This is a genomic window from Streptococcus catagoni, from assembly GCF_011421425.1.
Lineage (GTDB): Bacteria > Bacillota > Bacilli > Lactobacillales > Streptococcaceae > Streptococcus > Streptococcus catagoni.
The window spans coordinates 99,717-113,564 of the sequence record NZ_WPCW01000004.1 but is presented as its reverse complement, the minus strand read 5'-3'; the positions used below and the strand labels follow the sequence as shown (position 1 = coordinate 113,564).

Below are 13,848 nucleotides of genomic sequence, written 5' to 3'. Positions count from 1 at the left end.
CTTTCACTTGGTCAAAATCTTATTACTCTTGCTATTCACTATATCCTATTCATCAGAAGAAATGCAAGTATCTTCTGTCTTTTCTCTAAAAACTGACATCTTTTACTGATAAGCTTCTCCTTAAAGGAGGCTTTCTTTTTAATTTATGCTATGATATTAAAGGGAGGATAGATTTGTGACCAGAAAAATTGGAATTGTGGGAATGGGTGTTAGTGGCTTAGCTGTTTTGTTGGCTCTTGCTCATAAAAAACAAGATCAGCTAGACCATATGGAAATCATTTGTTTTGATGATCCTGACCACCTGGGGCGGGGAATCCCTTTTCAAGAAGATGATGACTCGGCCTTGATTAATTCACCCATTGACGACATCTCCTTTGACTATCGGAACATGTCTGATTTTATGGAATGGATGGCAGAAAACCATTATGACACCAGTCTTAACTACGTTGCCAGATCTCTTTATGGACAATACATGACCGAGAAAGCAGAGCAGCTTATGGCTCAGCTTCCCGTTACCATTGTTAAGCATCAGGTTGAAGCCATAAGCTACCTGCCAGACAAAGAACAATGGCAAGTAAAGGTTGAAGGGAAAAAGGATTTAAGCAGCTTTGATGAGATTCATCTTGCCTGTGGGGATCTGCCTCCAATTGATCCTTATCAGCTAGAGGGGGATGCAGCCTATATCTCTGACCCCTATCCTATAAAGAACTTGTCTAAGGAAGATTTAAGCAGAGCCAATGTTGCTGTTATTGGTACCGGCCTAGCTGCTGTAGATGTCATCAAGTGGTTATTAAGCCATACCAAAGCATCTATTAAGGCCTTTTCACGGTCCAACTACTTTCCGACCGTTCGAATCTTAGATGGTACTCCCCTTCACTGGCAATTTTTCACAGAAGAAAACTTGGAAAAATACCTGGCCCAAGCTAGGAAATCCTTTGACTTGTCAACCTTTGAAGAGCTATTGCTGGGGGAATTGTCAGCCCTTGGATTTGCGGACTGGGAAACCACCACAAATGACTACCTTGCAGCTGGCACTGAGGGTATCAAGCTGTCGCTTGAAAAAGCAGAACAGATCTACCACTTACAACAGTTGGCATCTCGTGTGACCAATTGGTTAACAGATTTGTGGCCCCTCATGACCACATCAGACCGTCAAGCTTATCAGAAAAAGTACGGCAGAGCTATTGTCAATCTACGCAATCCCATGCCTGATGTCTCAGCCAAAATCCTTTTAGAAGCAGCCAAGGAAGATCGCCTGACAACTATAGAAGCTGTCACAGACATCATCACAAAGGATCAGGGGTTTTTGCTAAAAACAAAGGAAGGCTCTGACATAGCAGTCCACTATGTCATCAATGCTACTGGCTACCAATTAACCCCAGACAATCTCCATAAAGCCAAGCCCCTCATTCAGTCCATCATTGATCAGCGACTTTGTCAGATTGATGAACAAGGAGGCCTAACCATTCTCCCAGAAACTGCACAGGTCATCTCACCAAAACATGGCCTCATTCCTAGTTTATATGCCCATGGTGCCCTTATTAATGGTGTTATCTACCAGAACAACTCCACCATCACAATACAAAAAATGGCAGAACGGGCAGTTAAAGATTAAAAGAAACAACCCTAGAAATACAAAAATGACTTTTCCTTCAAACTGAGACAAAGAATCTTACTTGATCTTTGTCTTTTTTATCTTCAAATTCCTCTAAACTCCCCCAAAAGCTCTACTTTAAACAAAACTGGTGGCAAAGAAAAAAGATCCTAGCCCAAGCTAAAATCCCTTTTCTCTTTTAAATTTCTATCTTGAATTTATAAGATAGAAATAATAAGACTAATACAAAAAGAATAGATACCGTCCATATAAGAAACCATTGCATTCTTGTAAAGTTATTCTTTCGGCTTACTTCAACAGCCTTTACAATATCTATTATATAGGTGTTAGCCCAAAAGCCGATAGCGGCTGCGAAAAACACAACTAATAAGATAAGAACTAGCCAAAGCTCTAACATTTATATCACCACCATTCAACCCATCCATTGTTTTTTATTTTATCACCTGCATCTAGCCAGAACAAAGAAGCTGTCAATCCATTATAGCTTTCTATAGAGTTAATTCGAAAATCGTGATAACTTTTAAAAAAATTTGGCAAAAATTGGACATTTCTACTAAAAAACGAGCAAATCCCCTAGGAAGTGCACGTTTTTTCATTTTTTATCATATATAGTCAATTAAAAGTCTAGTAAATCCTAAAACCAAGCCTTTTCCCTAGCAATGCGGACAGCCTCTGTTCGGTTACAGGCTCCCAGCTTGGTAAGAATAGAGGTCATATAATTTCTGATTGTTCCATTGGACAAAAACAGCTTTTGGGCAATTTCCTGATTGGAGGCTCCCATGGCCACTAGTTTCATCATCTCCTACTCACGAGGAGTGAGGGGATTCTGCCAAGTGCTTACTTCTTCAATCAGCTCAGGAGAATATTCCTTTTTCCCAGCAAGAACCGTGTGGATGGTGGCCATCAATTCCGAAATAGACCGATCCTTCAAAACATAACCATTAACATTGGCCTCTAGAGCACGCTGAAAATAACCATGACGCTTGAAGGTTGTCACAATAATGACTTTGACCTCTTGATGTTCCCTTATCCACTCCAAAACATCAAGCCCTGATTTCTCTGGCATTTCGACATCCAAAATGGCAACATCAATAGCTTCTTTGGCTAAGATATCAAGAGCCCTTTGTCCATTCTCAGCTTGAAAAACGATTTGAACTTCTTCTTGATAGGCTAAAAGCTGGCATAAAGCATCTCGGAGCATGGATTAATCATCTGCTACTAATAATTTCATTTCTTACTTTCCTTTAAAGGTATGGTAATGTCAATTTGTGTAGGTTGGTGTAAAGAACTAATCGTCAAGCTAGCTTGAATAGGGACTAGACGCTCTTTAATGCTATGCAATTCCTGCTCGGATAGCCCTGAAAAACCCCTACCATCATCCTGGTAGGTCAGTTGAAACTGCCCTCCATCTACCTTAAAGACGAGCTGACAATTTTTAGCCTGGCTATGTTTGAGCAGATTGTTACTCAGTTCCCTGAGAATCATACTCATTCTATTTTGCAGATCCGCTGTCAATTGATTAGCCAAGTTTTCTCCCTTGACCTCAAAGTTAACACCAGCGGCATCTAACATGTTAGTAATAACCAAGAGCTCGTGGTCAATCCTGTGATCCTTAAGAGTTGTGACCATTTGCCGCACATCATGCATGGCATTTTTTAGAAATGTCCTGTAAATCACCAACTTCTTTTTGAGCTTGTTCAATATCCTTCCTATCTAAAAGGGCCTGAATGAGGTCAGCCTTAACAGTAAACATAACAAAAACATGTCCCAGTGTATCATGCAGATCTTGAGCAATGCGATTGCGTTCATTCTCTGCTAATAAAAGGTTGATAGATTTATTTTTTTCATAGAGAGCCTCTTCTGCTTCCGCTTTTTGTCTATCAAAACTTGAAAAAACAATCATGGAAACATTCATAATGGCTCCAACAACTGCCATAATCTGCATATCTACAGAATAAGTCCTAATAAAAACAAAGAGAATAATGAAAAGAAAGCCCAAGACATAAGAGACAAAACGAAAGGACTTAAAGTCATCCTTAAAACCATAAACCAAAATAGAGTTCATGTAGAAAAAGAACCAAATCATGCCACCATTAACAAATAGCGACATGTAAACAATATAAAATAGCATATACAGCCAAAAGAAATTGCTCCATTTTGAAATCTTTTCATGAACCCAAAAGAGATAAGAATAGGTAAGTAAAGAAAGCCGTTAAAAGAAGAGTCCAAACAGGATAAGCAAAGGAAATAACACCCAATATGGGAAAGGCCAAAAAGATCATAGGGCTATAAAATAAAGGGTGCTGCCATTGCCAGTTTTTGATTATGAAGAAACGTCTTTCCTTTCTTGAATCCACAAGGCTATAATCATTACCATTATGGCATAGCCAGCCACAATAAACAAGGACTGCCACTTAATGTCCCCTTTCCCAGCAAATTCTGTTATGACCTGATTGACATGGTAGGTAGGGGTCAGTTTGGAAATCCTTTGCATCCAAGCAGGAAAAGTAGAAACCGGCATCCAAGAGCCACCGATGATAGCCAAAAGAAGAAAGGCAATGTTCCCTACAATAGACATCATTTGTGGCGAAGGAATCTGTGCTATTAACAAGCCAAAGGCCAGAAAGACCACTCCTGTTACAAGAAGAAGGAGGGCTGAGCCAATCCACCTTTCCATAGATAGATCAACACCCCTAAAATAAGCAGCCACTAAAAAGGTAACTAAGATAGAACAGGCAAAATTAATAAAGACACGAAAGATCTTCGACAGGTAGTAATGAAAGATCCTAATATTAGCATGTTCCAAATAGATCAGCCAGTGATTCTTTTGATCTTCAAAAAGCATGGCAGGAAAGGAAAAGAAGCCAAAACTTGACATGGAAAAGGCCGTCATGGTTAACATATAAGATTGGACAAAGGCTTTTTGAGCCTGAGGATCTTCATACATATCCATTCCTGAGTAGAAGAGGAAAAAACCAAGAGGCATTCCAATAGCTAAGATAAAGACTGGCCACTCACGCCAAAGCTTTATCCATTCAACTTTCATCAAAGCTCTCATTTTCTTTCTCCTTCTGTTTGATCAAATAGCGTATCTAGTAGGGATTTATTTTGAATTTGAATATCAGCTATGGTTAAACCCTGACGGCTTAAATGATCCCAAACAGCCTCAATATCCTTGGTTCTAAATTTCAGACTATCTTTTTTGTAATTCACATTAAAAACAGAAGGACAGTCCTTAAGAGCCATCTTATAGCTGATTGACAGGGTTATTTCCTTTTCTTCACTACCTAAGGCAAAAGGCGTTGTATCACGCAATAACTGCCCCTCATGTAAAATCAAAATGCGATCAGCAGTGTGTTCCACTTCTTCAATATAATGGCTGGTGTAAAGGATGGTTTTGCCTTCCTCTTTAAGATGGTCAATAATCTCCCAAAACCGTTTTCGTGTGGACGTATCCATACCAGCAGTCGGCTCATCTAGCAATAAGAGCTCCGCTTGGCCAATCAAAACAAGGACAAAGGACAAGAGCCGTCTTTGCCCACCAGATAATTTCTCTGCCAGTTGATTTTTTTGCTGATCCGTAAAGCGCAAAAGATCATCTATCTTCTGATCAGAAAGGGGATTATCAGCGATGGCTTTAAAGAAAGCTATTAATTCTGTGACCTTAAGATTACTTGGAATAGTATTATCCTGTTGTAAAAGGGCAAGGCTACTTTTTATCTTTTTCTCCTTTGGATGATGCCCCTGGATCAGAATCTGTCCTCTGGTCACTTTTTTATCCCCCAAAAGACAGGAGATAAGGGTAGACTTACCTGCTCCATTTGGGCCAATCAGTGCCAAACATTCTCCTTTTTGGATGCTGACAGTGATGTCCTTGAGGATTTCCTTACCCTTGATGATTTTTGTTAAGCCTTGAACTTCTATCATATCTTTCCTTTCTGACAAAGCTAATCACTTTGATCTTAGATCAAGTTTACTTCTTTTGAGCAAGGCCCACTAGTACAAAATGTCACTAAAGCAGATGACAAAAGTCATAAAAGCTTAAAAAAGTAAATCTTTACAAGTCAATAAGGTGAACCTGGTAGTCCAAGGACTCAATAAAGGCAAGCAAATCCTTGGTATCTATAAATAGGCTCTTCTCATTAGTGTTGGGATGAAAACTCATGCGTTTTTCAGACATGATGGCCTTATCAATATAAAGAGCAATATCATGATCCTTATTATTCAAAAGACCAAAGGGAGACACAACACCAGGTAGTAGAAGCATCTTGTCATACAAACTCTGTGCAGAAGCCATTCTAATCTTATTAGCCCCGACACTTTCCTTAAAGGCCTCCATATCTAACCTTTTTTGGTCGTCCATGATCAGGAGGTAGAACTGTGTCTTCTTTTTATTAGTCAAAAACATGGTCTTAGTCCGAACACCCTCAATTCCCTCAATAAAGGAATCCGCCTGCTCAGTTGTCAGAGCTGGTTCATGTTCAACAATCTCAAAAGTAATCTGCAGCTCATTCAATTTTTCTTCAACTAGATGATACAAGTCCATAAAAACACTCCTTTTAGCTCTTATTCTGCTAGGAATCCCATCTTACCAACTATTATATAGAATGCCAAAGGTCTTATCAAGGCATACTTGACTCTTCATAGCTCCCTTGAAAAGCAGATCTAGGATTCTGCCGTTTCCATTTTAGAAACTAAGGACAGCAAGTGTTTCCTAATAAGAACTTTAATTTCCTATTGAGATATTCTATAATAAGGACATAGGAGGACAAAGCAGATGAACATAGGACAGAATATCCTTTTAAACCGAACAAGAATCCATTTGACCCAGGAACAATTAAGTGCCTACCTCAACCTAACCAAGGCCACCATTTCCAAGTGGGAAAACAATCAAGCTCTGCCTGATATTAATTATCTAATTTTGATGGCCAAGTTATTTGACATTAGCCTGGAAGAGCTAGTCGGCTACAAGAAATGCCTTTCTGCACAAGAAAGAAAAGGCCTCTACCGTGACTTAGAAACTAATAAAGAAGGCTTGACCCCCAAAGAAACATTTGCTCAGGTGGAAAAGCTTTGTAAAAACTATATCAATGACTATCAGACCCTGTTGATCTTGGTTCAGTTTATGCTCAATGCTTTCTTTGAAGATGAAACACTCAGAAAACAAAGCAGTCAGCTGGGACTTGACCTTCTTAATCGCATCATCAGTCATGCCTCGGCTGAAAGCGAACTCCAAGCAGCCATCATGCTAAAGGTTATCATCCTCTTTCAAGATCAAAAATACGACCAGATCATTGAAATCTATGAAAACCGTCCCTATAAACTGGGAGAAGAATTATTTTTGGCAAATAGCTACGCTTTAAAGGGCAATATCAGCAAGTCCAAGCAAGTCCTACAGGTAGAAATTTACCAACAAGTGCTGCTATTGATGGAATACTTTACACAGTTAATCAGCTATGAAGAAGATCAAAAGAAAAAGCTTGAACTGATTAGTCGAGCCCAAGCCCTCATAGAGACCTTTGACTTAGAACAACTCCACCCCAATACCCTGATCAAATATTATTATGGGCTAGCCCTCTACTATCTCAATAGCCATAAGGAAAAGACCTACTACTATTTGGACCAGCTACTCAAGTGCCTAGACAATCTGCTCAGTCAATTCCAACTGCACGGAGACTCCTTTTTCTACGCCATAGATGATTGGCTGAACTCCTTACCAATAGGGATCCTTCCTCCTATCAATAAGGAGCTTCTCATAACTCGCATAGAAGAGATGTTCCAAGCACCCCCTTTATCAGACCTACAGACAGAAAAAACATTTCAAGCTTACCTGACCCACCTAGAAGATTTAAAAATGGAGATAAAAAATGAATCTAAGCATAGCTCATGACTACCTACCCTTTGTCCTACCACTGATCATCTTACAGATCAGCCTCATTGTCATTGCCCTTCTTAAACTAAAAAAAATGACAAGAACCACCTATCTAAATAAAGCCGCTTGGGTCCTTATCATCCTCTTGGTCAATATTGTTGGACCCATAGCCTTTATCACTATTGAAGGAAAAAAACAATGACTGCTATCAGATTTCATCAGCTCAGCAAATCCTTCGCCGACAAAAAGATCCTAGAAAATCTTTCCCTCTCACTAGAAGAAAATAAGATCTACGGCTTTATTGGCCCAAATGGCGCAGGTAAAACGACAACACTCAAAATGCTGCTGGGGCTGCTTAAAATAGACTCTGGCAACATCCAGATCTTTGAAGAAGAGGTCACCTTTGGAAAAACCCCCACTAATAGACACATCGGCTACCTACCAGATGTTCCAGAATTCTATGACTACATGACAGCTAAGGAATATCTGCAGCTCTGTGCTAAGTTTAATCAGCAGAGCCAAAATGTCCAGGAGCTACTGGAAAAGGTAGGTCTTAAGGACAGCAAACAGTTGATTTCCAGCTTTTCCAGGGGCATGAAACAACGACTGGGCCTCGCCCAAGCTCTGATCCATGACCCTAAGATCCTCATCTGTGATGAACCCACCAGTGCCCTTGATCCCAAGGGAAGACAGGATATCCTAGAGATCATCTCAAACCTTCGTGGTAAAAAAACAGTGATTTTCTCAACCCATGTCTTATCAGATGTGGAGAAGATCTGCGATGACATTTTAGTCTTAAGAAAAAAGACCATCCAAAATATAGATGACCTCAAAGACAGCCTGCCAAGAAAGCAGTCACTAAGAATTTCTCTAAAAGCCCAAGAATCAGACTACCTGCTCTTAAAAGAGCATTTCAAACTTGAAAAAGAAGACAATAGGGTCATTCTTCACTTGCCTATAAAGGAAACACAGACAGAAGAAAAGTCTTTAAAGGACTTCTATCAACGCCTTAATAGCTGCAAGATTTACCCAAGAGCTATTGAAGTCCTAGACCAATCCCTAGAAGACATTTACTTAGAGGTTAACTCATGACATACCTAAAACTTATCTTAGAAAAAGAATGGATAGAAAACCTAAGAAGGCACAAAACCTTAGCCATGCTTATTTGCGGCATTATCTTTGGCATCTTAGGCCCCTTCACTGCTCTGATAATGCCACAGATTATGGCTGGCCTCTTACCTAAGGGGCTAAGTCAGTCCCTTCCTCAACCTAGCTATATAGACTCCTACATACAGTATTTCAAAAATATCAATCAACTTGGCTTTATCATTCTGGTCTTCTTATTTAGTAACAGCCTGACCCAGGAATTAGCACAGGGGACACTGATAAACCTGCTCACAAAGGGGCTGCCCAGATCTACTGTGATTCTGGCTAAATTTTCAATTATTGCAGGGATTTGGACACTCAGCTATAGCCTTGGATCAGCAGTGCATTATGCCTATACCTTGTATTATTTTAATAATCAGGGCTCAAACAAGTTGACTGTCTACTTGGGCACTTGGCTCTTCGGTCTTCTCCTTCTCAGTCTGATCTTCTTATTTTCAACCCTTTTGAAGAAAAATAGTGGGGTACTCCTAGGCATGCTGGCTACTATTGTGCTCTTTTTCCTTCTGTCTTTTTTGAAGGCTTTTAGGGAGTGGAACCCCCTTCTTATCATTCAAAAACAAGCAGCAGTCCTTCAAGGAGACTATTCCCCTCAAAGATACCAGATCTTGCTTGTCATCACTTTAGTTTTAATTATTTTCAATTTAAGCCTCTCCATCATCAGATTTGCTAGGATTGAACTTTAAAAAAGAAAAAAGACCTGTGACCAGGCTCATCAAGAGCTCATCACAGGCTTTCTTTTTTCAATAAAAGTGTAAATTGACTACCCTTGCCATAGTGGCTTTGAACCTTAATATCGCCTCCCATTTGGTGAGCCAATTGTTTAGCAATGTAAAGTCCTAGTCCGTAGCCGCCAGTGCTCATATTGCGGGACCTTTCAACACGGTATAGTCTTTTGAAGATAGCCTCAAGTTCCTCTTCCTTAATACCCTGCCCATGATCAATGATATCAATATGTAAATAATCATCCTGGTAATAACTCTTAATGTCTAGAGCTGTACCTTCTTGTGAATATTTAAAGGCATTGCTGACCAGGTTTAAGATAATCCGAGAAAGCTTATTGTAGTCAGCCTTAATCTTAGAAGCTTCAGGACTAACATCAATATGGATAGGACGTTTCTCCTTTTCAATCATCAACTGAAATTCTGACAAGATTTCAATAAAGAGCTTGTCCAAATAAATAGTTTCTTCTTTCTGAGAATGGCTCGTCTCTGTCACTGAATTCAGTGTTAAAAAATTCAATTCTTCAACTAAATTATTAAGCCGACTGGTCTGTCTTTCAATGGTTTTTAGATAATGCTTGACTTCAACCTCTGGGATAAGACCATCAATAAGCCCTTCCACAGTTGCTTGAATGGAGGTCAGCGGCGTTTTAATATCATGACTGAGCTGAGCAATCATCATCGTCTTTTCCTTTTCACTTTCTGCAAGTGATTTAAAGGTATCTTGCAATTCACTGGACATGTGATTAAAACTGTTTTCCAAGGCTTTAAACTCAAGAGGTGTCTTGATATGTGACTGAGTGTCAAATTGTCTGACGGCTATTTTTTGCATCTTCTGCTTAAGCTTTTTCAAAGATGAAAAGACATTGGTCAACAAAAGCAAACTCACCAGACCACCTACGGTCGCTGCTACAGTTGTAATGATTAAAATAAAGCCAACTTCCTTACTATTAATCAACATCCTACTAACAGCAAGAAAAACACCTGCTACGGTTATAAGTATGGAAACAAGGTAACCAATAATAATATAATACTTTAGTTTCATTCCTTTTCCTCCAACTTATAGCCCAGTCCCCAAACTGTTTTAATTTGTGGGGAATCTTTGGTACTATATTCTGTCATAACATTTCGAAGGCCATGAATATGCACATTTAAGGTGTTGCCATCTTCAAGGTAAGTGTCTCCCCAGATTTTCTCATAGAGCTCTGACTTAGAAAAGACACGATTCTTATGACTGGCCAATATCCAAAGAAGGTCGAAGGCCTTGTTGGTCACATCAAGCAGATGGCCATTTAGCCTAACCTCTCGAGTCATATGGTTAATGACTAGATCCCCAATCTCTAAGGCATCACTGCTCTGCCCATTACCTTGGATCCGTCTCAAGATATTTTTTACTCTTAAAACCAATTCACGGGGACTAAAGGGTTTTGAAATATAATCATCAGCTCCCAAACTCAAGGAAAAAATTTTATCTGGTTCAGACACCTTAGCTGTAATAAAAAGAAAAGGTTGTTCTGGTTTTAAGATCAAAAGCTCAGAAATAAAGTCATAGCCATCCATATGAGGCATCATAATATCTGTAATAATCATAGCAAAAGAAGTTTCCTTAGCCAAAGCCAAGGCCTCAATCCCGTCAGCAGCAATAGTCACCTCATAGCCGGCCTGTTCTAAATAACGCTTGTTAATGTCAATGATCTCTAACTCATCATCAACCAATAAAATCTTATCTTTCATCTGATAACCTCATCGTAAAAAATAGTGCTATACTCCCATAAAGTATAACACTATCACTCACAAAGTACCATATGCCGGCCCCGAATTTCAGAACCAAAAACATCTCATTTCCTTGTGCATTCTAACTGTTTTGAGCTTCTTTTGTTTGATAGATGCTCTTTAAAGCCTGGCTCTGGTCTTACTTAATCATAAAGCTGACCATTTTTTCACCAACCATGTGAGACATATCAGCTTTGCCATTTTTAGAGCCATAAACCTTAACCATGGCTTTATAGGTCTTCATTTTAGACATTTTTAGTTTCTTAAGCAGCGCTTTGTCTTCTAGTTTTCCAAGCTTGCCATCAAGGCGAACCTGATAGAAATAACGTCCATCTTCTAAGTCTTTGACTGGTAAGAGAGCCTTGTTTTTGGCCTTACCATTATCAGACCATGGAGCTCCCTTAGATGATTTCAAGAGGAGGCGGGTTAGCATGCCATCACCACCAAAGTTTTCTAAGGGAATGACCTGGTTAACTCCGGCTGTGAATGGGCCAGGAAAGTCTGCTTTTTTAAGATATTTTGCTGGTACTTCAACCTTATCAAGGAGTTTTGTCATCAAACCTTCTTTAACCTCTTTATCAGTGGTTGGATGGTTGAGTTTGATAGTTACTTTTTTGCTGGCTATTTTATTGTTCATATCTGCCATGCCATCTTTTTTGCCATAAACTTCAACCATGGCTTTGTAGGTCATCTTGCCATTCATTTGTAACTTGTCAAGAAGAGCCTTGTCTTGTAAGTTGCCAAGGTCACCATCAAGCTTGACCTGATAAAAGTACATATCTTTTTCTAGATCCATGAAAGGTAAGAGGGCCTTGTTTTTAGCCATTCCATTATCTGACCACGGAGCTCCTTTTGAAGATTTCAAAAGAAGTCGGGTTAACATACCGTCACCACCGAACATGTCATAAGGAATGACCTGGTTGACACCTGCTGTAAATGGGCCAGGTGCTTGAGCATTTTTCAGATACATACCCGGAACATTAACAGTATCCTTCATCATCATAACAGAGTCTTTAACTGCCATATCTGACTTAGAACCCTTTTCCATAGTGGTCATCATGATTTTAGACTCTTGTTTGCCCATATGATTTTTAGACATGTTTTGCTCAGCTGAAACTGCAGCTGGCAGATTCAAGAGTAAAACTGCTCCACTAGCTAGGATAAGACCTGATATCTTTGAATGTTTTTTCATAACCGTACCTCTTTTCTATTTGATGGTTACAGTATAGCAAGCAGATCTTAAACAAATCTACGCTATTTATTAAGTAATTCTTAAATAGGACTTAGGAATTACTTAAATGAAGAGCTTAGAAAGAAAAAGGTTAAAAGAAAGAGCATCACAAAAGTGATGCTCAGAGTGAAGACAAAGTTCTTGTCTTCACTCTGTAGGATAGATCTTCTCTATCCTTTTAAGCTCCTTTTCAATCTCAGGTAATATCCTTTTCCCATCAAAAACAACTGTCCCATCTAAATCAAAAACCAGATAGGTCTTTTGGGGAATAAGAAGATCAGATAAAAGTTGCTCCTTTATGTTCATATGATGAAATTCCCTCATAAATTACTATGGGCTTCTTTTTCCAGATCAGAAGATCTGAGTCCTAAAAACAGAAATCTAGCCCTCTAAAATCAATCCTACAGCAGAAATTTTAAGAAAAAAATGTCAGGTAGCTAAAAGCCAGTCACAATAGCTTGTCTAGCTTTTTTCAGCCTTGAAACAGTCACATTTTTTCGACAATTCTAGTAAACAAAAGTTTACAAGTTACGTCATTTATGTTACTTTTAATAGATAAGATTAAAAAAATGTCAACATCATTTAGGAAAGGTTATAACTTGAGAAGCTTTATTAAAAACAACAACCCACAAACCATTTCTATTATCCTCTCTATCATACTCACCAGTTTGGCCTACCTTGTTATAGAAGTAAGCTATAGCAGTATGCAGAGTCTCTTACCACTCTTACTTGCTGATAAAGGCGGAATTTTTCCATTTTTCTTTTATTTCTTAAGAAACCTTAGCTTTACCCTTTTAGCTGGCTTGGGCTTTTATGTCCTCTATCAAAAGAAGAGCTCTTCCTTGGTAAAAGCCATGCCAAAATATGGCTGGTGGACTGTTATTGTTGGGGTACTTGTTACCTTTTTCTTATCTATTATTCTCATGCTCATAGGCGATAACTTCTGCCTATCTTATTCTAGTGATAGTGCAGTGGCTGAATTCAAAACAGCTAATGTCTATTGTCTGATTTACCGTTTCTGTACAGACTGGATTCCCTTAGTTGGGAAAGAATTTTTAACGGCTACTATTACACTTGTCATCTACAACTATCTTTCCAAGTGTTTTTCATATCAATTAGCTATTAGAGCGGCAGCTATTTTCAGTGCGATCATCTTTGGTTCCCTCCATTTTTCAGCCTATCAATGGAATCTTTATCAAAGTCTGATTGTGATTGGGCTTGGAAGGCTTCCCTTTACCTATCTTTGGTTCAAAACAGACAGTCTAAGAGGTGGCATCTATGCTCATATCCTTTATAACTATCTGCTCTTTGCCATCATTACTTTTGTTCAGTAAAGAAGGCCACTATTTAAGACTTGATATACACCTTTCCCCCTAAAAACCTAAATCTATTGAAGCACTAAGGGCAATGGAGCGATCCATCCCTTATGAGCAATAGATTTAGGTCTCTTTTTTTATTCAAAAAAAGCCAT

At 39.0% G+C, this 13,848-nt stretch carries 14 protein-coding genes and 2 pseudogenes; 6 read left to right on the top strand and 10 right to left on the bottom strand.

Features of this window, described 5'->3' with window-relative positions; translation table 11 throughout:
* Nucleotides 1-175: 175 nt before the first annotated feature.
* On the top strand, nucleotides 176-1,615 hold the full coding sequence (locus HBN42_RS08015; RefSeq protein WP_165994535.1) for an FAD/NAD(P)-binding protein: 1,440 nt from the start codon (nucleotides 176-178) through the stop codon (nucleotides 1,613-1,615).
* 634 nt (nucleotides 1,616-2,249) lie between these two features.
* Here HBN42_RS08015 and HBN42_RS08010 read toward each other — a convergent pair.
* The 6 genes and pseudogenes from HBN42_RS08010 to HBN42_RS07990 form a co-directional block, all read right to left on the bottom strand.
* Nucleotides 2,250-2,816, bottom strand: a pseudogene (locus tag HBN42_RS08010) (response regulator transcription factor).
* Between the two features lie 26 nt (nucleotides 2,817-2,842).
* A complete protein-coding gene (locus HBN42_RS10145; protein ID WP_235934681.1) occupies nucleotides 2,843-3,316 on the bottom strand; it encodes a sensor histidine kinase in 474 nt (157 codons plus the stop codon).
* A complete protein-coding gene (locus HBN42_RS10140) occupies nucleotides 3,255-3,725 on the bottom strand; it encodes a histidine kinase (protein WP_235925353.1) in 471 nt (156 codons plus the stop codon). Before HBN42_RS10140 ends, HBN42_RS10145 begins: the two co-directional genes overlap by 62 nt.
* A gap of 213 nt (nucleotides 3,726-3,938) precedes the next feature.
* Nucleotides 3,939-4,673: an ABC transporter permease gene (locus HBN42_RS08000; protein WP_165994534.1), complete on the bottom strand. Its 735-nt coding sequence runs from the start codon at nucleotides 4,671-4,673 to the stop codon at nucleotides 3,939-3,941.
* Nucleotides 4,670-5,542, bottom strand: coding sequence for an ABC transporter ATP-binding protein (locus HBN42_RS07995; RefSeq protein ID WP_165994533.1), 873 nt, complete (start codon nucleotides 5,540-5,542; stop codon nucleotides 4,670-4,672). Before HBN42_RS07995 ends, HBN42_RS08000 begins: the two co-directional genes overlap by 4 nt.
* Before the next feature lie 130 nt (nucleotides 5,543-5,672).
* Nucleotides 5,673-6,161, bottom strand: coding sequence for a prolyl-tRNA synthetase associated domain-containing protein (locus tag HBN42_RS07990; protein WP_165994532.1), 489 nt, complete (start codon nucleotides 6,159-6,161; stop codon nucleotides 5,673-5,675).
* Between the two features lie 231 nt (nucleotides 6,162-6,392).
* On the opposite strand from HBN42_RS07990, the gene HBN42_RS07985 reads away from it, so the two are divergent.
* Genes HBN42_RS07985 through HBN42_RS07970 form a run of 4 tightly spaced genes read left to right on the top strand, consistent with a single transcriptional unit; the run spans nucleotide 6,393 to nucleotide 9,337 of the window.
* The gene (locus HBN42_RS07985; protein WP_165994531.1) at nucleotides 6,393-7,505 is read left to right on the top strand and encodes a helix-turn-helix domain-containing protein; all 1,113 of its coding nucleotides are present in this window, start codon (nucleotides 6,393-6,395) and stop codon (nucleotides 7,503-7,505) included.
* Nucleotides 7,483-7,689: a PLDc N-terminal domain-containing protein gene (locus HBN42_RS07980; protein WP_165994530.1), complete on the top strand. Its 207-nt coding sequence runs from the start codon at nucleotides 7,483-7,485 to the stop codon at nucleotides 7,687-7,689. The genes HBN42_RS07985 and HBN42_RS07980 overlap by 23 nt, the downstream gene beginning before the upstream one ends.
* Entirely contained in the window at nucleotides 7,686-8,579 is an 894-nt protein-coding gene (locus HBN42_RS07975; protein ID WP_165994529.1) for an ABC transporter ATP-binding protein, read from the top strand. Before HBN42_RS07980 ends, HBN42_RS07975 begins: the two co-directional genes overlap by 4 nt.
* Nucleotides 8,576-9,337: an ABC transporter permease subunit gene (locus HBN42_RS07970; RefSeq protein ID WP_165994528.1), complete on the top strand. Its 762-nt coding sequence runs from the start codon at nucleotides 8,576-8,578 to the stop codon at nucleotides 9,335-9,337. Before HBN42_RS07975 ends, HBN42_RS07970 begins: the two co-directional genes overlap by 4 nt.
* A 40-nt stretch (nucleotides 9,338-9,377) precedes the next feature.
* Here the strand turns inward: HBN42_RS07970 and HBN42_RS07965 are convergent, their stop codons facing one another.
* From HBN42_RS07965 to HBN42_RS07950, 4 genes and pseudogenes are all read right to left on the bottom strand, one after another.
* Nucleotides 9,378-10,418 carry a sensor histidine kinase gene (locus HBN42_RS07965; protein ID WP_165994527.1) on the bottom strand — a complete coding sequence of 347 codons (1,041 nt, stop codon included), beginning with the start codon at nucleotides 10,416-10,418 and terminating at the stop codon, nucleotides 9,378-9,380.
* Nucleotides 10,415-11,107 (bottom strand): response regulator transcription factor, encoded by a 693-nt coding sequence (locus HBN42_RS07960; RefSeq protein WP_165994526.1) that lies wholly within the window; start codon nucleotides 11,105-11,107, stop codon nucleotides 10,415-10,417. Before HBN42_RS07960 ends, HBN42_RS07965 begins: the two co-directional genes overlap by 4 nt.
* Nucleotides 11,108-11,288: 181 nt before the next feature.
* Nucleotides 11,289-12,182: pseudogene (locus tag HBN42_RS07955) on the bottom strand (SSURE domain-containing protein); the annotation flags it as partial.
* A 342-nt stretch (nucleotides 12,183-12,524) separates the two neighbouring features.
* Complete coding sequence (locus tag HBN42_RS07950) at nucleotides 12,525-12,683, bottom strand: hypothetical protein (RefSeq protein ID WP_165994524.1); 159 nt, start codon at nucleotides 12,681-12,683, stop codon at nucleotides 12,525-12,527.
* 293 nt (nucleotides 12,684-12,976) lie between these two features.
* On the opposite strand from HBN42_RS07950, the gene HBN42_RS07945 reads away from it, so the two are divergent.
* On the top strand, nucleotides 12,977-13,711 hold the full coding sequence (locus tag HBN42_RS07945; RefSeq protein WP_165994523.1) for a CPBP family intramembrane glutamic endopeptidase: 735 nt from the start codon (nucleotides 12,977-12,979) through the stop codon (nucleotides 13,709-13,711).
* Nucleotides 13,712-13,848: the final 137 nt, after the last annotated feature.